General features: G+C 49.7%; 16 protein-coding genes and 1 pseudogene. 10 read left to right on the top strand and 7 right to left on the bottom strand.

Annotated features, from left to right (window positions below; all coding sequences use genetic code 11):
- The first annotated feature begins 12 nt into the window (after positions 1 to 12).
- Positions 13 to 804, top strand: a complete 792-nt coding sequence (gene nei / locus HEM79_RS20995) for an endonuclease VIII (protein ID WP_176242721.1) — start codon at positions 13 to 15, stop codon at positions 802 to 804.
- Here the strand turns inward: nei and HEM79_RS20990 are convergent.
- The 7 genes from HEM79_RS20990 to HEM79_RS20960 all read right to left on the bottom strand — a co-directional run bounded on the left by HEM79_RS20990 (position 801) and on the right by HEM79_RS20960 (position 8,860).
- Positions 801 to 1,847, bottom strand: a complete 1,047-nt coding sequence (locus tag HEM79_RS20990; RefSeq protein ID WP_176242723.1) for an AbrB family transcriptional regulator — start codon at positions 1,845 to 1,847, stop codon at positions 801 to 803. The genes nei and HEM79_RS20990 overlap by 4 nt on opposite strands.
- A gap of 151 nt (positions 1,848 to 1,998) precedes the next feature.
- Positions 1,999 to 3,060, bottom strand: a complete 1,062-nt coding sequence (locus tag HEM79_RS20985) for a fimbrial protein (protein ID WP_176242725.1) — start codon at positions 3,058 to 3,060, stop codon at positions 1,999 to 2,001.
- A complete protein-coding gene (locus tag HEM79_RS20980; protein ID WP_176242727.1) occupies positions 3,057 to 3,788 on the bottom strand; it encodes a fimbrial biogenesis chaperone in 732 nt (243 codons plus the stop codon). The genes HEM79_RS20985 and HEM79_RS20980 overlap by 4 nt, the downstream gene beginning before the upstream one ends.
- Before the next feature lie 14 nt (positions 3,789 to 3,802).
- Positions 3,803 to 6,262 (bottom strand): fimbria/pilus outer membrane usher protein, encoded by a 2,460-nt coding sequence (locus HEM79_RS20975; RefSeq protein WP_176242729.1) that lies wholly within the window; start codon positions 6,260 to 6,262, stop codon positions 3,803 to 3,805.
- Positions 6,263 to 6,312: 50 nt separating this feature from the next.
- Positions 6,313 to 6,879, bottom strand: a complete 567-nt coding sequence (locus tag HEM79_RS20970; protein ID WP_176242731.1) for a fimbrial protein — start codon at positions 6,877 to 6,879, stop codon at positions 6,313 to 6,315.
- A gap of 384 nt (positions 6,880 to 7,263) precedes the next feature.
- Positions 7,264 to 8,547 carry a citrate synthase gene (gltA, locus tag HEM79_RS20965; protein WP_000785828.1) on the bottom strand — a complete coding sequence of 428 codons (1,284 nt, stop codon included), beginning with the start codon at positions 8,545 to 8,547 and terminating at the stop codon, positions 7,264 to 7,266.
- A 205-nt stretch (positions 8,548 to 8,752) separates the two neighbouring features.
- Positions 8,753 to 8,860, bottom strand: a complete 108-nt coding sequence (locus HEM79_RS20960) for a hypothetical protein (protein ID WP_122983127.1) — start codon at positions 8,858 to 8,860, stop codon at positions 8,753 to 8,755.
- 380 nt (positions 8,861 to 9,240) lie between these two features.
- Here HEM79_RS20960 and sdhC point away from each other — a divergent pair, with 380 nt between their 5' ends.
- The 9 genes and pseudogenes from sdhC to HEM79_RS20915 form a co-directional block, all read left to right on the top strand.
- Positions 9,241 to 9,645: a succinate dehydrogenase cytochrome b556 subunit gene (gene sdhC / locus HEM79_RS20955; protein WP_000263354.1), complete on the top strand. Its 405-nt coding sequence runs from the start codon at positions 9,241 to 9,243 to the stop codon at positions 9,643 to 9,645.
- The gene (sdhD, locus tag HEM79_RS20950; protein ID WP_000254365.1) at positions 9,639 to 9,986 is read left to right on the top strand and encodes a succinate dehydrogenase membrane anchor subunit; all 348 of its coding nucleotides are present in this window, start codon (positions 9,639 to 9,641) and stop codon (positions 9,984 to 9,986) included. The genes sdhC and sdhD overlap by 7 nt, the downstream gene beginning before the upstream one ends.
- Complete coding sequence (gene sdhA / locus HEM79_RS20945; RefSeq protein WP_021550461.1) at positions 9,986 to 11,752, top strand: succinate dehydrogenase flavoprotein subunit; 1,767 nt, start codon at positions 9,986 to 9,988, stop codon at positions 11,750 to 11,752. Before sdhD ends, sdhA begins: the two co-directional genes overlap by 1 nt.
- Positions 11,753 to 11,767: 15 nt before the next feature.
- Positions 11,768 to 12,484, top strand: a complete 717-nt coding sequence (gene sdhB / locus HEM79_RS20940) for a succinate dehydrogenase iron-sulfur subunit SdhB (protein WP_001235258.1) — start codon at positions 11,768 to 11,770, stop codon at positions 12,482 to 12,484.
- Positions 12,485 to 12,742: 258 nt separating this feature from the next.
- Positions 12,743 to 15,544, top strand: coding sequence for a 2-oxoglutarate dehydrogenase E1 component (gene sucA, locus HEM79_RS20935; protein ID WP_176242732.1), 2,802 nt, complete (start codon positions 12,743 to 12,745; stop codon positions 15,542 to 15,544).
- 14 nt (positions 15,545 to 15,558) lie between these two features.
- Positions 15,559 to 16,776 carry a 2-oxoglutarate dehydrogenase complex dihydrolipoyllysine-residue succinyltransferase gene (gene odhB, locus HEM79_RS20930; RefSeq protein WP_176242734.1) on the top strand — a complete coding sequence of 406 codons (1,218 nt, stop codon included), beginning with the start codon at positions 15,559 to 15,561 and terminating at the stop codon, positions 16,774 to 16,776.
- A gap of 184 nt (positions 16,777 to 16,960) precedes the next feature.
- On the top strand, positions 16,961 to 18,127 hold the full coding sequence (gene sucC, locus HEM79_RS20925) for an ADP-forming succinate--CoA ligase subunit beta (RefSeq protein ID WP_001048608.1): 1,167 nt from the start codon (positions 16,961 to 16,963) through the stop codon (positions 18,125 to 18,127).
- Positions 18,127 to 18,996: a succinate--CoA ligase subunit alpha gene (sucD, locus tag HEM79_RS20920; RefSeq protein WP_000025458.1), complete on the top strand. Its 870-nt coding sequence runs from the start codon at positions 18,127 to 18,129 to the stop codon at positions 18,994 to 18,996. Before sucC ends, sucD begins: the two co-directional genes overlap by 1 nt.
- A 219-nt stretch (positions 18,997 to 19,215) precedes the next feature.
- Positions 19,216 to 19,821 (top strand): annotated as a pseudogene (locus tag HEM79_RS20915) (tetratricopeptide repeat protein); the annotation flags it as partial.
- Positions 19,822 to 20,934 lie beyond the last annotated feature (1,113 nt).

Raw genomic sequence — 20,934 nt, 5'->3', positions numbered from 1 at the left:
AAGGATATCACCATGCCTGAAGGCCCGGAGATCCGCCGCGCAGCGGATAACCTGGAGGCGGCGATCAAAGGCAAACCTCTAACTGATGTCTGGTTTGCCTTCCCGCAGTTAAAACCTTATCAATCACAACTTATTGGTCAACACGTCACCCGGGTGGAAACGCGCGGCAAAGCGTTGCTGACCCATTTTTCGGATGGCTTAACGCTCTATAGCCATAATCAGCTTTACGGCGTCTGGCGCGTGGTCGATACCGGCGAAGAGCCGCAGACCACGCGGGTGTTGCGGGTAAAACTGCAAACTGCCGACAAAACCATTCTGCTTTATAGCGCCTCGGATATTGAGATGTTGACGCCGGAACAGCTGACCACACATCCGTTTTTACAACGCGTTGGCCCCGATGTGCTGGATCCGAATCTGACGCCGGAGGTGGTGAAAGAACGGTTATTATCGCCGCGCTTTCGTAACCGGCAGTTTGCCGGATTACTGCTCGATCAGGCGTTTCTGGCAGGGCTTGGCAATTATCTGCGGGTGGAGATCCTCTGGCAGGTCGGATTGACCGGAAGTCATAAAGCGAAAGAGCTCAACGAGGCGCAACTGGATGCACTCGCGCACGCGCTACTGGATATTCCGCGTCTTTCTTACGCTACGCGGGGGCAGGTGGATGAGAATAAACATCATGGCGCGCTGTTTCGCTTTAAGGTTTTTCATCGTGATGGCGAACCGTGCGAACGCTGTGGCGGCATCATTGAGAAAACCACGCTGTCATCGCGCCCGTTTTACTGGTGCCCTGGCTGCCAGCATTAGGCAGAACGTTTCGGCGCATAGGTTGAAATAAACCGTGCAATGGCTGGCCCCGTCAGCAAAATACTGAACAAGCGCAGGGTTTGCATCGCCATAATGAGCGCCATATCGGCATTGCTCCCTGCGGCGATGACCGCCACCGTATCAAGTCCGCCAGGGCTGGTGGCGAGGTAGGCGGTCATAAAATCAATATGCATAAACCGGGTCAGCCCCCACGCCATACCCGCACAAATAGCCAGTAGAGCAAAAATCGACAGCAGGATTTGCGGTAGCGGGCGTAGTGCTCGCAGTAAGATTTGCTTATCGAAGCCCAGACCAATTCGCCAGCCAATTGCCATATACGCCATCGCCAGCAGCCATTCTGGTAGTTCGATGGTGATGAGCTGACCAGACTGGAGCACTGCGCCCGCCAGCATCGGGATGAGCATCGTGCCGGAAGGAAGACGTAGCAGGCATCCCGCCGTACCGGCAACGACCGCGAGCAAAATCGTAAGCAGGAGATTAATGCTCACTGGCGGGAACCAGACGATTTGCTGGTTAACCGCTTCAGCGTTATCGCCCAGCATCATCCGCGTAACCAGAACTGCCGCACCTGCGACAAACAGTACTCGCAAATATTGCATAAACGCCACCAGACGGATATCTGCGCCGTAATCCTGCGCCATAGCGACCATTGCCGCTGCGCCGCCAGGAGAAGAACCCCAGGCGCCGGTATTACCCGGTAGCGAGCTATAGCGCACCAATAACCAGCCCACGATGGCGCTGGAAAGCAGCGTCACCAGTAAAATGGCTAACACAATTGGCCAGTTAACGGCCAGAGTAGTGAGGATCGAGCCAGTGAGGTTTTGCGCAATCATGCAGCCAAGAATGGCCTGCGCAGCAAGAAAAGCGGAGCGAGGGAGTTGCAGAGTCATTCCACGCATACTGAAGATGATCCCGGCGATCATCGGCCCAAGTAATAGTGCCGCCGGGAGATGTACCGCGAGGAAACCAATAGAAAGGAGAAGTGATAACACACATAACATGCCCCACTGCAAGACTGGCATCCTTCGCTCCCTCATTATTTTCTCTTTGGTGTATCGATACAGCATAAAGAAAGCCGGGCCTGGAAAAAATAACGGTAATCAAGGAAAAGGGGAAAATAAGCAATTATCTGAAAGAGATGCCCTTTCTGGCTGCAAAGGGCATCATGGTAACTCAGTTATAGTTAATCTTAAAAAGCACTACTGTATCGAAGGGACCAGCCTCGATGGGGGTGCCTGGCATGGATGACAATTCGGCGGTAAAGTTTTTTTCATAAACTAACATGTCGCTGGTGAAATCGGCATATTCGCTGTATTTGTTGAAAGTATAGGGCGAGGCGTTTTCATCCAGTAAACGTAGTTTAAGGCCATTACCAATCAACAATGCTTTATCTTCTTCAACCAACGTTTCTTCGGTATAAAAGGAGGAACTGACTTTAAATCCGTCGGTGCACTGGTCATTTTGTGATTTCGTCGTCTTAATACTAAAATTTTTCGACATCGTGTGACGGCGAATATCCAGTACGTTAAATTTACCAAAATCAATCACCTGTGTTTCAGGCGAAATAGAAAAGTTAACGCTGCAATCCAGTACACGGATGTTTTCCAGACCGGTAATGTGATATTTCAGGTTTTGGGCGGAAGGATCTTCATTAACACTGCCAGCGCCATCAAATTGCACCACAATATAGTCGCTCAGCGTACTTTGATAATCATGCGGCGGCATTTCACGAACTTTAACATAGAGCCGCATACGCGCGAGAAATGTACGCGACATATGAATATTGCTGGGATCGCCGGAACAAATCTTATTTTGCCACCCCATAGCAATGATCTGCTCTGGTGTGTAGATACCAATTTTCTTGCTGTCGATACACTGGTTGGTGTCGATTCGACTTTTCCCGAGACTGGCATCGTAATCAACGCCGTTATATGTTACGCCAAGTTGATAATAGCGATCCTGCATTCCGGGGTAGGGGTTTACCCAGGCATAAACATGCTCGCTTTCAAAGTTGCCGTTAGTATTGTTGTCACAATAGACGGGAATTTTAATATCGTCAGATTCCCAGATTTTATCGCCAGGTTTAGCATTGCCCGGCACAGCAAAGGGTTGAATAGCTTCTGATTTTTCTACAGATCCGCCAGATGAGCCAAAATAGCAGTTCAGCGCCAGCGCAGACTTCAACGGCAGAAATAACAGACAGATAACGAACAACAATCCCTTGCCAGTACTCATTTCTTCGCCTCCACCGCCTGTAAACGACATTGTCCGTTACAGTTCAGAGTATTCATCCGTAATGCGCCGTAATCATCCATGTAACCCAGGTAAAATTGATTACCGTTATAGCTTCCTGTATGAGTTATGATGGTGCTAAAAGGGGCAATCATCAGCGATTTAAAACCGGGGATCACACCTTTATCATTTTGCCCAAGATAGGCAATCGTCAGGTAATAGGCGGTAGGGTTTTTCAGGGTAAGTTGGTTGCCCTGCTGACTAACCTGTAACTGTAGCTCTACGTGTTCACCTGTTTTCTTGCGCAATGCCGCAGGTCGCCAGAACAACTTGATACGGCTTTGGATCGCGACCTGAAGTATCGCATGGTCGCTGCTTTTATCCGGTGCTGGCGGAATTTCGCGCATGTTATAGTAGAACAGCGTTTCACGATCGCCGGGCAATTGTGTGGTTGACGCTTGCTTTACAATCCGCACCTGCGATGTTGCTTTTGGTTCCAGGCGCTGTATTGGTGGCAGAGCGACCAGAAGATCGTCACTTTTCTCCCCTTTATCATTTTCTATCCAGGAATAAGCAAGGTAAGGCAGTTTGTCACTCTGGTTTTCTATGCGCAGGCTGGTGGCTTTGTCGTTGGCGTTAAACACAACTCGTGTGCGATCGGGTTGCACGGCAGCGTGGCTACCCAGGCTGACGGCTAACAGAATCAGGGGCAATCCTTTAATAAATGTCATTCTCTTTTCCTTAATTAATGACAAGGTAAAATCAGGCGTTTGGTCGTATCTTCCAGACGTTCTGGCAGATGAATAATGCAACTTTGTTTGTCACCCCAGAGCACGGTAAATTGCTGGTTTTCAGCTACTCCACCAAGCCAGGCATGGCCTTCCTCGCTAACCATACCTACACTGATTCCGCTGCCATTCTGCTGAATATCGGCACCGAGAGGGGGATAGTGACCGCTGGCGTCGCGAATAATAATGTTAACGTCTTTACCAGAACGGGAAGCCAGCGATTTGTAACCAATAGCGCCTTCAATCCACGTTTCTTTGATGATATTTTCAGCAACCGTTACGCCATCAGGTAAATCATTCATGTTGACTGCCACGGTGGAAGGTTGGTAACTGGAAATTAGCGGCACTACCGCAATACCAAAATGGTTGGTGTAGTCGAGGTTACCCTGAACCGGAATATTTGCCACGCCGTCGGTGCTGACCATCAGCCGTGGCTCGTTGGTTGAACTGCGGCGATGGAAGGCTGCGCCATATTGAGTGGCGGTAAAGGAACCGCTCCAGCTACTGCTGACAGAGCTGTAATCATTGGCGGCATAAGTGCCAGACAAATCCCATTCGCCGGCTGAACTCAGGTGTTGATAGTTACCACTCACCTGGGCGCCATTGTCCGGACGGTCGGATTGCAGCCCGGCAGACATGCCCCAGTTATTACGTTCATCCAGCGTATCGTTCCACGACATGCGGTGTGTGGTGCTGTTACTACTGTTTTGCATGTCATAGCCGACTCGACCACCGTTACCGACAGGTAATGAAATCGACAGGTAAATCTGGTTGTCGCGATCTTTGTCTTCGTAGTGGGTTGTGTTGAATGACGTCGAAACTGATATATCTTTCCACTCACCGATATCAATATTAAAACCTGCCGTTATGTTGGCGGTCGTGGAGGTATTTGCGTTCCACCAGGTCTGATGTAACAGGTTTGCGTACAGGTTGAGGTTCAGAGGGGTTATCGGTTGGCCTACTGATAAGCTGATCGTTTGTTTTTCGTCTTGTGCATCGTTGTCGTTGTATTTGTGATCCAGATAGTTGGCGTAGCTGTGAAAATGACGATCGGAGAAGCGATAAGCAGCGAGTGAAATCGTACTATTTGTGGCGTCCACTTGTTTGCTGTAATTGAAACGGTAGCTTAAGCCTCGCTCGTCCTGCTGGGTATCAAATTGGCTATTGGCCCAGGTGACATCAAATGACAATGCCCCCAGCCAGAGCATATTTTGCCCGATGCCTATTGCGCCAGAATGATAGTCATTTCCGGAGAGTAGCAAACCGCCATATAACGAGGTATTCGAGAGCATCCCCCAGGACATTTCATTGCTAAAAAAGGTTTCATTTTCAGTTTGATGAGACATTGAGGTTCGCGGCTGACCAACAGCAAGTTTATAGCGAACCTGACCCTGGCGCGTCAGGAAGGGCGTCGAGGCGGCCGAAACCTGAAAGTTGTTCACACGCCCATCGTCTTCCGTCACTTTGACATCCAGCGTACCCTGGACAGACTGATTGATGTCATCAATGATAAACGGGCCTGGCGGGACTTTTTTCTGGTAAATAACTCGCCCCGAATGACTTACGGTGACGGTGGCGTTGGTTTGCGCGATACCACTAATTTGTGGGGCGTAACCGCGCAATTCCCAGGGCAACATCCGGTCATCGCTGGTCAGTGCCGCACCGGTATAAGAAAAACCGTCGAAAATATTGGAACTGAAATCAGTTTCGCCCAGGGTTAATTTCGAACCTAATTGCGGTAGTGGGCGAAAAAGATAAGTACGTGATATTCCGCCGCTCTGGTCATGGGCATCGTCGCTTTCGGAACGGCTCAACTGGTAATCGCTGCGTAAGCGCCATGTACCTATGTTAATACCGGCAGTACCGTAAGCGTTCAGGTTGGTGTTGCTGCTACTGCCCTGTGGACGGTAGTTGCTGGCAAACAGGTTGTAATCCATCAGGACGCCAGCTACACCTTCTTTCCATGTTGATGGCGGCATCCAGTTTTCTGAGTGCCATGCCAGCCACGCTTGCGGAATGGTGATATTGAGTTGCTGATTGGCTTGATCGAAACTGAAGAGTATTTCTGGATGCGAACTAAAATCAATACACTGATTTATCTGTACTAATGATTGACGGAAGTCTGGTTTTAAACCGAATTTATCCACCAGTGATTCATCAATGCACGGAATGGTTTTATCACCGCTTTTTTGCCAGCTAATTTTTTGCCCGTTACTTATTTGGTTATTATTAACGGTAATGCTAACAAAATATTCACCGGGGGCAATCACCCCTTTGTCTTTTAATAATGAAATATCAATGCTATCACGCATCGATTTGTCGAGGACGCTCAGGTTAAATTCGACCGCCAGCGCAGACGGCATTACCATCGTCAGGCAGGAAATAAAAGAGAGTCGATAAATATTCACGGTGTCCATACCTGATAAATATTTGCAGAAAGGCGGCTACGTCGCCGCCATAATTATGCTTATTTATAATCCAGAACGTAGGTCGCGTTAGCGGTTACGGCACCAGCCGTGACATTGACTGCATTGTCAATTTGTTCCATCCAGGCAAAGAAGTTCAGCGTTTGTTCTGTTGAGCTTGAATCCAGATCGAGGTCTGGTGCAGCTGTACCCAATACGATGTTTGTGTCATTTTTGTCCATCAGTCTTACGCCGACACCTGTTGCTTCGCCAGCACTGGTATTGCTCAACAGAGGTGTTGCCCCGGTCGTTTTAGCCGAACCGTCGAAGGTTACGGCAACTTTGGATATCGGCGAACCGCTACCGTTATCAGAACTTGGCAGATCACAGTTTATTAAGCGAATGTCGACGGCCACTTTATTGCTGTGATGATCCCGATTTATATGGGTTGTTGTAACTTGTCCAAGGTCAATATTTTTATCAACATCTTCAGGATGAATTTCACAAGGTGCTTCAATAATCTCACCTTTAAAATGAATTTCACCAGAGCCTTCATCGGCAGCATAAACAGGCGCAGTGAACAGCAGAGATACGGCCAATGCGGCCAATGTTTTTTGTCCTTTAAACATAACAGAATCCTTTAAGGAAATAGAAAAATAGTATAGCTCAGCCAGATTATCTGATTTTGCGTGTGGAGTGTTTTTAGTTTTACTTAAAAATAGATTTAGCTTTACTAAATATGAAAGTAATTAATTTGTGATGTGAATTGATTTAGCTATTAAAAATAGAAGTGAACAATGGATGTGCATAATATTCAGAAGGTTATAAGCAAGATGGAGAAAGCAATCATTTCTAAAAAGATATTATATTGATTGCTATGTAAGCAGCTTGTTTTTTGTTCGCTGTTTGTTTTTTAATTTTATTTTTACAATTTTTAGTGTTTTATCCAACAAAAAATAACCCGCCATATAAAAAGGGCGGGTTAAATGAATTTACTACTTAGTCATCACCGATTAACGTTTGATATCGCTTTTAAAGTCACGTTTTTCATAGCCAGTATACAGCTGACGCGGACGGGCAATTTTCATGCCGTCACTGTGCATTTCGCTCCAGTGGGCGATCCAGCCAACCGTACGTGCCATTGCGAAAATGACGGTGAACATGGAAGACGGAATACCCATCGCTTTCAGGATGATACCGGAGTAGAAATCGACGTTCGGGTACAGTTTTTTCTCGATAAAGTACGGGTCGTTCAGCGCGATGTTTTCCAGCTCCATTGCCACTTCCAGCAGGTCATCTTTGGTGCCCAGCTCTTTCAGGACTTCATGGCAGGTTTCACGCATTACGGTGGCGCGCGGGTCGTAATTTTTGTACACGCGGTGACCGAAGCCCATCAGGCGGAAAGAGTCATTCTTATCTTTCGCACGACGAACAAATTCCGGAATGTGTTTAACGGAGCTGATTTCTTCCAGCATTTTCAGCGCAGCTTCGTTAGCACCACCGTGAGCTGGCCCCCACAGCGAAGCAATACCTGCTGCGATACAAGCAAACGGGTTTGCACCCGAAGAGCCAGCGGTACGCACGGTAGAGGTAGACGCGTTCTGTTCGTGGTCAGCGTGCAGGATCAGAATACGATCCATTGCACGTTCCAGAATTGGATTGACTTCATACGGTTCGCATGGCGTGGAGAACATCATGTGCAGGAAGTTGCCAGCGTAAGAAAGGTCATTGCGCGGGTAAACAAATGGCTGACCGATGGAGTATTTGTAACACATTGCAGCCATGGTTGGCATTTTCGACAGCAGACGGAACGCGGCGATTTCACGATGACGTGGATTATTGACGTCAAGTGAGTCGTGATAAAACGCTGCCAGCGCGCCGGTAATACCGCACATGACCGCCATCGGATGAGAGTCGCGACGGAAGGCGTGGAACAGACGGGTAATCTGTTCGTGGATCATCGTATGACGGGTAACTGTAGTTTTAAACTCGTCATACTGTTCCTGGGTCGGTTTTTCACCATTCAGCAGAATGTAACAGACTTCCAGGTAGTTAGAATCGGTCGCCAGCTGATCGATCGGGAAACCTCGATGCAGCAAAATACCTTCATCACCATCAATAAAAGTAATTTTAGATTCGCAGGATGCGGTTGAAGTGAAGCCTGGGTCAAAGGTGAACACACCTTTTGAACCGAGAGTACGGATATCAATAACATCTTGACCCAGCGTGCCTTTCAGCACATCCAGTTCAACAGCTGTATCCCCGTTGAGGGTGAGTTTTGCTTTTGTATCAGCCATTTAAGGTCTCCTTAGCGCCTTATTGCGTAAGACTGCCGGAACTTAAATTTGCCTTCGCACATCAACCTGGCTTTACCCGTTTGTTATTTGGCTCGCCGCTCTGCGAAAGAGGGGAAAACCTGGGTACAGAGCTCTGGGCGCTTGCAGGTAAAGGATTCATTGATGACGAATAAACGGCGAATCAAGCACTTAGCAATCCGAATTATTAAACCTGTCTATCACTAATAACTGTCCTGGATGGATTGGTCAATACTTCCACACTGTTACATAAGTTAATCTTAGGTGAAATAGTGACCCCATAACTTTTACGCATTATATGCTTTTCCTGATGATGTTTGTAACAACTTTGTTGAATGATTGTCAAATGAGATGGTTAAAAATTAAATAAATGTTGTTATCGTGACTCAGATCACTGTTCTGGATAAAACCCGACAAAGCATATGTAGGTTAATTGTAATGATTTTGTGAACGGCCTATACTGCCGCCAGGTCTCCGGAACACCCTGCAATCCCGAGCCACCCAGCGTTGTAACGTGTCGTTTTCGCATCTGGAAGCAGTGTTTTGCATGACGCGCAGTTATAGAAAGGACGCTGTCTGACCCGCAAGCAGACCGGAGGAAGGAAATCCCGACGTCTCCAGGTAACAGAAAGTTATCCTCTGTACCCGTAGTCCCCAGGGAATAATAAGAACAGCATGTGGGCGTTATTCATGATAAGAAATGTGAAAAAACAAAGACCTGTTAATCTGGACCTACAGACCATCCGGTTCCCCGTCACGGCGATAGCGTCCATTCTCCATCGCGTTTCCGGTGTGATCACCTTTGTTGCAGTGGGCATCCTGCTGTGGCTTCTGGGTACTAGCCTCTCTTCCCCTGAAGGTTTCGAGCAAGCTTCCGCCATTATGGGCAGCTTCTTCGTCAAATTTATCATGTGGGGCATCCTTACCGCTCTGGCGTATCACGTCGTCGTAGGTATTCGCCACATGATGATGGATTTTGGCTATCTGGAAGAAACATTCGAAGCGGGTAAACGTTCCGCCAAAATCTCCTTTGTCATTACTGTCGTGCTTTCAATTCTTGCAGGAGTCCTCGTATGGTAAGCAACGCCTCCGCATTAGGACGCAATGGCGTACATGATTTCATCCTCGTTCGCGCTACTGCTATCGTCCTGACGCTCTACATCATTTATATGGTCGGTTTTTTCGCTACCAGTGGCGAACTGACATATGAAGTCTGGATCGGTTTCTTTGCCTCTGCGTTCACTAAAGTGTTCACCCTGCTGGCGCTGTTTTCCATCCTGATCCACGCCTGGATCGGCATGTGGCAGGTGTTGACCGACTACGTTAAACCGCTGGCTTTGCGCCTGATGCTGCAACTGGTGATTGTCGTTGCACTGGTGGTTTACGTGATTTATGGATTCGTTGTGGTGTGGGGTGTGTAATGAAATTGCCAGTCAGAGAATTTGATGCAGTTGTGATTGGTGCTGGTGGCGCAGGTATGCGCGCGGCGCTGCAAATTTCCCAGAGCGGCCAGACCTGTGCGCTGCTCTCTAAAGTCTTCCCGACCCGTTCCCATACCGTGTCTGCGCAGGGCGGTATTACCGTTGCGCTGGGTAATACCCATGAAGATAACTGGGAATGGCATATGTACGACACCGTAAAAGGGTCGGACTATATCGGTGACCAGGACGCGATTGAATATATGTGTAAAACCGGGCCGGAAGCGATTCTGGAACTGGAACACATGGGGCTGCCGTTCTCGCGCCTTGATGATGGTCGTATCTATCAACGTCCGTTTGGCGGTCAGTCGAAAAACTTCGGCGGCGAGCAGGCGGCACGTACAGCGGCAGCGGCTGACCGTACCGGTCACGCACTGTTGCACACGCTTTATCAGCAGAACCTGAAAAACCATACCACCATTTTCTCCGAGTGGTATGCGCTGGATCTGGTGAAAAACCAGGATGGCGCAGTGGTCGGTTGTACCGCACTGTGCATCGAAACCGGTGAAGTGGTTTACTTCAAAGCCCGCGCGACCGTGCTGGCGACCGGCGGGGCAGGGCGTATTTATCAGTCCACCACTAACGCCCACATTAACACCGGCGACGGCGTCGGCATGGCTATCCGTGCAGGCGTACCGGTGCAGGATATGGAAATGTGGCAGTTCCACCCGACGGGTATTGCCGGTGCGGGTGTACTGGTCACCGAAGGTTGCCGTGGTGAAGGCGGTTACCTGCTGAACAAACATGGCGAACGCTTTATGGAGCGTTATGCGCCGAACGCCAAAGACCTGGCGGGTCGTGATGTGGTGGCGCGCTCCATCATGATCGAAATCCGTGAAGGTCGCGGTTGTGATGGTCCGTGGGGACCACACGCAAAACTGAAACTCGACCACCTGGGTAAAGAAGTTCTCGAATCCCGCTTGCCGGGTATCCTGGAACTCTCCCGTACCTTCGCTCACGTTGATCCGGTTAAAGAACCGATTCCGGTTATCCCAACCTGTCACTACATGATGGGCGGTATTCCGACCAAAGTGACCGGTCAGGCGCTGACAGTGAATGAGAAGGGCGAAGATGTGGTGATCCCTGGCCTGTTCGCGGTGGGGGAAATTGCTTGCGTATCGGTACACGGTGCTAACCGCCTTGGCGGCAACTCGCTGCTGGATCTGGTGGTATTTGGTCGCGCGGCAGGTCTGCATCTGCAAGAGTCTATCGCCGAGCAGGGCGCACTGCGCGATGCCAGCGAGTCTGATGTAGAAGCGTCTCTGGAGCGTCTGAACCGCTGGAATAACAACCGTAACGGTGAAGATCCGGTGGCGATCCGTAAAGCACTGCAAGAATGTATGCAGCATAACTTCTCGGTATTCCGTGAAGGTGATGCGATGGCGAAAGGGCTTGAGCAGTTGAAAGTGATCCGCGAGCGTCTGAAAAATGCCCGTCTGGATGACACTTCCAGCGAGTTCAACACCCAGCGCGTTGAATGCCTGGAACTGGATAACCTGATGGAAACGGCGTATGCAACGGCTGTTTCTGCCAACTTCCGTACTGAAAGCCGTGGCGCGCATAGCCGCTTCGACTTCCCGGATCGTGATGATGAAAACTGGCTGTGTCACTCCCTGTATCTGCCAGAGTCGGAATCCATGACGCGACGTAGCGTCAACATGGAACCGAAACTGCGCCCGGCATTCCCGCCGAAGATTCGTACTTACTAATGCGGAGACAGGAAAATGAGACTCGAGTTTTCAATTTATCGCTATAACCCGGATGTTGATGATGCTCCGCGTATGCAGGATTACACCCTGGAAGCGGAAGAAGGTCGCGACATGATGCTGCTGGATGCACTTATTCAGCTGAAAGAGAAAGATCCCAGCCTGTCGTTCCGTCGCTCCTGCCGTGAAGGTGTGTGTGGTTCCGACGGTCTGAACATGAATGGCAAGAATGGTCTGGCCTGTATTACCCCGATTTCGGCACTCAACCAGCCGGGCAAGAAGATTGTAATTCGTCCGTTGCCAGGTTTACCGGTGATCCGCGATTTGGTGGTAGACATGGGACAATTCTATGCGCAATATGAGAAAATTAAGCCTTACTTGTTGAATAATGGACAAAATCTACCAGCTCGTGAGCATTTACAAATGCCAGAGCAACGTGAAAAACTCGACGGGCTGTATGAATGTATTCTCTGCGCATGTTGTTCAACCTCTTGTCCGTCTTTCTGGTGGAATCCCGATAAGTTTATCGGTCCTGCAGGCTTGTTAGCGGCATATCGTTTCCTGATTGATAGCCGTGATACCGAGACTGACAGTCGCCTTGACGGTTTGAGTGATGCATTCAGTGTATTCCGCTGTCACAGCATCATGAACTGCGTCAGTGTATGTCCGAAAGGGCTGAACCCGACGCGTGCCATCGGCCATATCAAGTCGATGTTGTTGCAACGTAATGCATAAATACCAGGCCTGATAAGACGCGCAAGCGTCGCATCAGGCAACCAGTGCCGGATGTGGCGTAAACGCCTTATCCGGCCTGGAAAAGAAATGCAGGAAATCTTTAAAAACTGCCCCTGACACTAAGACAGTTTTTAAAGGTTCCTTAGCGGACGCAGAAAACACGACAAGTCCGCAACAAGTGAACCCCGGCACGCACATCACTGTGCGTGGTAGTATCCACGGCGAAGTAAGCATAAAAAAGATGCTTAAGGGATCACGATGCAGAACAGCGCTTTGAAAGCCTGGTTGGACTCTTCTTACCTCTCTGGCGCAAACCAGAGCTGGATAGAACAGCTCTATGAAGACTTCTTAACCGATCCTGACTCGGTTGACGCTAACTGGCGTTCGACGTTCCAGCAGTTACCTGGTACGGGAGTCAAACCGGATCAATTCCATTCTCAAACGCGTGAATATTTCCGCCGCCTGGCGAAAGACGCTTCACGTTACTCTTCAACGATCTCCGACCCTGACACCAATGTGAAGCAGGTTAAAGTCCTGCAGCTCATTAACGCATACCGCTTCCGTGGTCACCAACATGCGAATCTCGATCCGCTGGGACTGTGGCAGCAAGATAAAGTGGCCGATCTGGATCCGTCTTTCCACGATCTGACCGAAGCAGACTTTCAGGAGACCTTCAACGTCGGTTCATTTGCCAGCGGCAAAGAGACCATGAAACTCGGCGAGCTGCTGGAAGCTCTCAAGCAAACCTACTGTGGCCCGATTGGCGCCGAGTATATGCACATAACCAGCACCGAAGAAAAACGCTGGATCCAACAGCGTATCGAGTCTGGTCGCGCGACGTTCAATAGCGAAGAGAAAAAACGCTTCTTAAGCGAACTGACCGCCGCTGAAGGCCTTGAACGTTACCTTGGCGCAAAATTCCCTGGCGCAAAACGCTTCTCGCTGGAAGGCGGCGACGCGTTAATCCCGATGCTTAAAGAGATGATCCGCCACGCGGGCAACAGCGGCACCCGTGAAGTGGTTCTCGGGATGGCGCACCGTGGTCGTCTGAACGTGCTGGTGAACGTGCTGGGTAAAAAACCGCAAGACTTGTTCGACGAGTTTGCCGGTAAACATAAAGAACACCTCGGCACGGGTGACGTGAAATACCACATGGGCTTCTCGTCTGACTTCCAGACCGATGGCGGCCTGGTGCACCTGGCACTGGCATTTAACCCGTCTCACCTTGAGATTGTAAGCCCGGTAGTTATCGGTTCTGTTCGTGCCCGTCTGGACAGACTTGATGAGCCGAGCAGTAATAAAGTCCTGCCAATCACCATCCACGGTGACGCCGCAGTGACCGGACAGGGCGTGGTTCAGGAAACCCTGAACATGTCGAAAGCGCGCGGTTATGAAGTTGGCGGTACGGTACGTATCGTTATCAACAACCAGGTTGGCTTCACCACCTCTAACCCGCTGGATGCTCGTTCGACGCCGTACTGTACTGATATCGGTAAGATGGTTCAGGCACCGATTTTCCACGTAAACGCGGATGATCCGGAAGCCGTTGCCTTTGTGACCCGTCTGGCGCTCGATTTCCGTAACACCTTTAAACGTGATGTCTTCATCGACCTGGTATGCTACCGCCGTCACGGCCACAACGAAGCCGACGAGCCGAGCGCAACCCAGCCGCTGATGTATCAGAAAATCAAAAAACATCCAACGCCGCGCAAAATCTACGCTGACAAGCTGGAGCAGGAAAAAGTGGCGACGCTGGAAGATGCCACCGAGATGGTTAACCTGTACCGCGATGCGCTGGATGCTGGCGATTGCGTGGTGGCAGAGTGGCGTCCGATGAACATGCACTCTTTCACCTGGTCGCCGTACCTCAACCACGAATGGGACGAAGAGTACCCGAACAAAGTTGAGATGAAGCGCCTGCAGGAGCTGGCTAAACGCATCAGCACGGTGCCGGAAGCGGTTGAAATGCAGTCTCGCGTTGCCAAGATTTATGGCGATCGCCAGGCAATGGCAGCCGGTGAGAAACTGTTCGACTGGGGTGGTGCGGAAAACCTCGCTTACGCCACGCTGGTTGACGAAGGCATTCCGGTTCGCCTGTCGGGTGAAGACTCCGGTCGCGGTACTTTCTTCCACCGCCACGCGGTGATCCACAACCAGTCCAACGGTTCCACTTACACGCCGCTGCAACATATCCATAACGGCCAGGGCGCGTTCCGCGTCTGGGACTCCGTACTATCTGAAGAAGCGGTACTGGCGTTTGAATACGGTTATGCCACCGCAGAACCACGCACCCTGACCATCTGGGAAGCGCAGTTCGGTGACTTCGCCAATGGTGCGCAGGTGGTTATCGACCAGTTTATCTCTTCTGGCGAACAGAAATGGGGCCGGATGTGTGGCCTGGTGATGCTGCTGCCGCACGGTTACGAAGGGCAGGGGCCAGAGCACTCCTCCGCGCGTCTGGAACGTTATCTGCAACTTTGCGCTGAGCAAAACATGCAGGTTTGCGTACCGTCTACCCCGGCACAGGTTTACCACATGCTGCGTCGTCAGGCGCTGCGCGGGATGCGTCGTCCGCTGGTCGTGATGTCGCCGAAATCGCTGCTGCGTCATCCGCTGGCGGTCTCCAGCCTCGAAGAACTGGCGAACGGCACCTTCCTGCCTGCCATCGGTGAAATCGACGAGCTTGATCCGAAGGGCGTGAAGCGCGTAGTGATGTGTTCTGGTAAGGTTTATTACGACCTGCTGGAACAACGCCGTAAGAATAATCAAAAAGATGTCGCGATCGTGCGTATCGAGCAACTCTACCCGTTCCCGCATAAAGCGATGCAGGAAGTGTTGCAGCAGTTTGCTCACGTCAAGGATTTTGTCTGGTGCCAGGAAGAGCCGCTCAACCAGGGCGCATGGTACTGCAGCCAGCATCATTTCCGTGAAGTGATTCCGTTTGGGGCTTCTCTGCGTTATGCAGGCCGCCCGGCCTCCGCCTCTCCGGCGGTAGGGTATATGTCCGTTCACCAGAAACAGCAACAAGATCTGGTTAATGACGCGCTGAACGTCGAATAAATAAAGGATACACAATGAGTAGCGTAGATATTCTGGTCCCTGACCTGCCTGAATCCGTAGCAGATGCCACCGTCGCAACCTGGCACAAAAAACCGGGCGACGCGGTTGTTCGCGATGAAGTGCTGGTAGAAATCGAAACTGACAAAGTGGTACTGGAAGTACCGGCATCAGCAGACGGCATTCTGGATGCGGTTCTGGAAGATGAAGGTACAACCGTAACGTCTCGTCAGATCCTCGGTCGCCTGCGTGAAGGCAACAGCGCCGGTAAAGAAACCAGCGCCAAATCTGAAGAGAAAGCGTCCACTCCGGCGCAACGCCAGCAGGCGTCTCTGGAAGAGCAAAACAACGACGCGTTAAGCCCGGCGATCCGTCGCCTGCTGGCTGAACACAACCTCGAAGCTAGCGCGATTAAAGGCACTGGTGTCGGTGGGCGTCTGACCCGTGAAGATGTGGAAAAACATCTGGCGAAAGCCCCGGCGAAAGACTCTGCACCGGCTGCTGCGGCTCCGGCGGCACAACCGGCACTGGCTGCACGTAGCGAAAAACGTGTCCCGATGACTCGCCTGCGTAAGCGTGTGGCAGAGCGTCTGCTGGAAGCGAAAAACTCCACCGCCATGTTGACCACGTTCAACGAAGTCAACATGAAGCCGATTATGGATCTGCGTAAGCAGTACGGTGAAGCATTTGAAAAACGTCACGGCATCCGTCTGGGCTTTATGTCCTTCTACGTGAAAGCGGTGGTTGAAGCCCTGAAACGTTACCCGGAAGTGAACGCGTCTATCGATGGCGATGATGTGGTTTACCACAACTATTTCGACGTCAGCATGGCGGTTTCTACGCCGCGCGGTCTGGTGACGCCGGTTCTGCGTGATGTCGATACCCTCGGCATGGCAGACATCGAGAAGAAAATCAAAGAGCTGGCTGTTAAAGGCCGTGACGGTAAGCTGACGGTTGAAGATCTGACCGGTGGTAACTTCACCATCACCAACGGTGGTGTGTTCGGTTCCCTGATGTCTACGCCTATCATCAACCCGCCGCAGAGCGCAATTCTGGGTATGCACGCTATCAAAGATCGTCCGATGGCGGTGAATGGTCAGGTTGAGATCCTGCCGATGATGTACCTGGCGCTGTCCTACGATCACCGTCTGATCGATGGTCGCGAATCCGTGGGCTTCCTGGTAACGATCAAAGAGTTGCTGGAAGATCCGACGCGTCTGCTGCTGGACGTGTAGTAGTTTAAGCCTCACCTGCACTGTAGACCGGATAAGGCTTTATCGCCTTCTCCGGCAATTGAAGCCTGATGCGACGCTGGCGCGTCTTATCAGGCCTACGGGTGACCGACAATGCCCGGAAACGATACGTCATATTCGGTCTACGGTTTAAAAGATAACGATTACTAAAGGATGGACAGAACACATGAACTTACATGAATATCAGGCAAAACAACTTTTTGCCCGCTATGGCTTACCGGCGCCAGTGGGTTATGCCTGTACTACTCCGCGCGAAGCAGAAGAAGCCGCTTCAAAAATCGGTGCGGGTCCGTGGGTAGTGAAATGTCAGGTTCACGCTGGTGGCCGTGGTAAAGCGGGCGGTGTGAAAGTTGTAAACAGCAAAGAAGACATCCGTGCTTTTGCAGAGAACTGGCTGGGCAAGCGTCTGGTAACGTATCAAACAGATGCCAATGGCCAACCGGTTAACCAGATTCTGGTTGAAGCGGCGACCGATATCGCTAAAGAGCTGTATCTCGGCGCCGTTGTTGACCGTAGTTCCCGCCGTGTGGTCTTTATGGCCTCCACCGAAGGCGGCGTGGAAATCGAAAAAGTGGCGGAAGAAACCCCGCACCTGATCCACAAAGTTGCGCTTGATCCGCTGACTGGCCCGATGCCGTATCAGGGACGTGAGCTGGCGTTCAAACTGGGTCTGGAAGGTAAACTGGTTCAGCAGTTCACCAAAATCTTTATGGGTCTGGCGACCATTTTCCTTGAGCGCGATCTGGCGCTGATCGAAATCAACCCGCTGGTTATTACCAAACAGGGCGATCTTGTCTGCCTCGACGGCAAACTGGGCGCTGACGGTAACGCACTGTTCCGCCAGCCTGATCTGCGCGAAATGCGCGACCAGTCGCAGGAAGATCCACGTGAAGCGCAGGCTGCACAGTGGGAACTGAACTACGTTGCGCTGGACGGTAACATCGGTTGTATGGTTAACGGCGCAGGTCTGGCGATGGGCACCATGGACATCGTTAAACTGCACGGCGGTGAACCGGCTAACTTCCTTGACGTTGGCGGCGGCGCAACCAAAGAACGTGTAACCGAAGCGTTCAAAATCATCCTCTCTGACGACAAAGTGAAAGCCGTTCTGGTTAACATCTTCGGCGGTATCGTTCGTTGCGACCTGATCGCTGACGGTATCATCGGCGCGGTAGCGGAAGTGGGTGTTAACGTACCGGTCGTGGTACGTCTGGAAGGTAACAACGCCGAACTCGGCGCGAAGAAACTGGCTGACAGTGGCCTGAATATTATTGCAGCAAAAGGTCTGACGGATGCAGCTCAGCAGGTTGTTGCCGCAGTGGAGGGGAAATAATGTCCATTTTAATTGATAAAAACACCAAGGTTATCTGCCAGGGCTTTACTGGTAGCCAGGGGACTTTCCACTCAGAACAGGCTATTGCATACGGCACCAAAATGGTTGGCGGCGTAACCCCAGGTAAAGGCGGTACCACCCACCTCGGCCTGCCGGTGTTCAACACCGTGCGTGAAGCCGTTGCTGCCACTGGCGCTACCGCTTCTGTTATCTACGTACCAGCACCGTTTTGCAAAGACTCCATTCTGGAAGCTATCGATGCAGGCATCAAACTGATTATCACCATCACTGAAGGCATCCCGACGCTGGATATGCTGACTGTGAAAGTGAAACTGGACGAAGCAGGCGTTCGTATGATCGGCCCGAACTGCCCAGGCGTTATCACCCCGGGTGAATGCAAAATCGGTATCCAGCCTGGTCACATTCACAAACCGGGTAAAGTGGGTATCGTTTCCCGTTCCGGTACACTGACCTATGAAGCGGTTAAACAGACCACGGATTACGGTTTCGGTCAGTCGACCTGTGTCGGTATCGGCGGCGATCCGATCCCTGGCTCTAACTTTATCGACATTCTCGAAATGTTCGAAAAAGATCCGCAGACCGAAGCGATCGTGATGATCGGTGAGATCGGCGGTAGCGCAGAAGAAGAAGCTGCTGCGTACATCAAAGAGCACGTTACCAAGCCAGTTGTGGGCTACATCGCTGGGGTGACTGCGCCGAAAGGCAAACGTATGGGTCATGCTGGCGCCATCATTGCCGGTGGGAAAGGGACTGCGGATGAGAAATTCGCGGCTCTGGAAGCCGCAGGCGTGAAAACCGTTCGCAGCCTGGCTGATATCGGTGAAGCTCTGAAAACTGTTCTGAAATAAATATCTGTAATAAGAAATAGCCCTCGCAGCTTCCCTCTACAGGAATGGCGAAGGGCTGTCGGTTTCGACATGGTTGGCCATCTTATGATGGCCTTTTTTGTTTTTATTCGGGCGCTAATCTGAAAAGTTTTCCCGCTGCTTTTTTTCCCATCCCTTGCGCAATAATGCCCGGCGAAATATCTCTTCTCCATTCAGTAAAAGGATTTATATATGAAGAAAATTGTTCTGCCGAGCTCCCTGGTGCGTAGTTATAGTGTCCCTGCTGGAGAACAAGGGAACATCTGGACCGTGTTTAAACACAATCCAGACGGCGAGTTTGAAGATATCAACTCTGTTACCAGCGCCAATTTTAACGACACCATATTAGGCGTCAGGGATTTAGCCACTGTGATAATGCCTGCGACGAGCTCTTCAACTCCAGCTTCACCTGCGATGCAAAACAGTGGAGATACTCAACTGGCAAGAAAATATAATCGTGAAGGCGAAGCTGTTTACAAAACCGGTCAACTTGAGCAAGCCATTCAACTCTTCCAACAGGCAACAGAATTAGACGGCAATTACGGACAGGCATTTAGTAACCTGGGTCTGGCTTATCAGAAAAATGGCAACATAGCGGAAGCGATTTGGGCAAATCGTAAAGCGATCTCGTTAGCCAGTGGAGCGAATGCGGCGACAACGCGCGCTAACTCCTATTATAACATTGCCAAAATTTATGAAACTGCAGGACAGAACGCTGATGCATTGCAGCATTATCAACTCGCTTATGCGGAAAAAAATAAGCCCTCTTATGAAGAGGCTATCGCACGTGTAAAATCGAAAATGTAAATCAGCTGTATTTTGTGGACAACTGATGATGCCCTCTGTTTACGAACATTTTATTTGCCGGTTACACAGTTTCCTGATTTGACCTGCGTGAGAGGCGCAGGTCATTAATCATTTCAAACGTGAACTACGGTCGAAAATATTATTTCAGTATGAATTAATATATATATTTTTTTTGGCTTTATAAGTAGCTGGTGCTTCTTTACAATGCGATTGTATAAAAAACTTTTTTAATATAATTGGTTATAACACTCGATGTACTACTGAATTATCAACTATTACTTTAATGTTTAGTAGTCGTAAACACGTATCTCCAGATAATTAAATTTCTGATATCTTACAATATCATCATATTCAAATGGTTAAATTAATAATATTACACAGCCAAAACAGGCAGATTGAAGCAATCTGTTAGATGTTGCAGAACAACCTTGATTCCAACGGCGAAATCATGTTTACCACAAGGTTGCTGTTCATATGGAGCTGAATACCACTCAGTTCATGCTTGATGAGTCGATATCGCTATATCCATAGATAGAGGAGAGTACAATCGTATCAACGCCAATCACATGTGTTGCTTTCTTCATGGGGAATCCTTTGTAAAGCAGAGAGTTAATATTTTTTAGACAAGGTAGCGTGTATCCGAGAATATCCATTGTTTTCTAACGCCTGGCTATAATTCCGTTTTGTTGTTTTGTATCCCTGTTATAACAATTTCTCTTGATTTTCAATCGTTGAGCGAATCATTGAATACAGATCGGGAAGTATCAATGCCATATATAAATTCTTTTGAAAATTCTTGTTCTCTCTGACGATACCGAAGGTATCTATTTCTTTTTGTGATTATTACCAGAGAAACAATAAGTAACGGATTTACAGTTCGGCGCTCATAAAGACAACAATCAATTAACTATGATAAAAATTTGTTATGTGAAATAGCAACAAATTGGCTACTCTAATCAATTAGGATTATAAAAAATTGATAAGGTGGTTTTGTTAAATAAAATACTGGTTTTTTATCTATGTCTTTTTGTTGTGATAATTATGTTGCATTGTTAATTTACAATAAATTAACAACAAGGCTGTTAATGATTCATGCTTCACACATGATTAACA

It is taken from the genome of Escherichia sp. 93.0816 (assembly GCF_013368855.2).
Lineage (GTDB): Bacteria > Pseudomonadota > Gammaproteobacteria > Enterobacterales > Enterobacteriaceae > Escherichia > Escherichia ruysiae.
The sequence above is the reverse complement of the archived record's forward strand: the minus strand, read 5'-3'. Positions and strand labels throughout refer to the sequence as shown.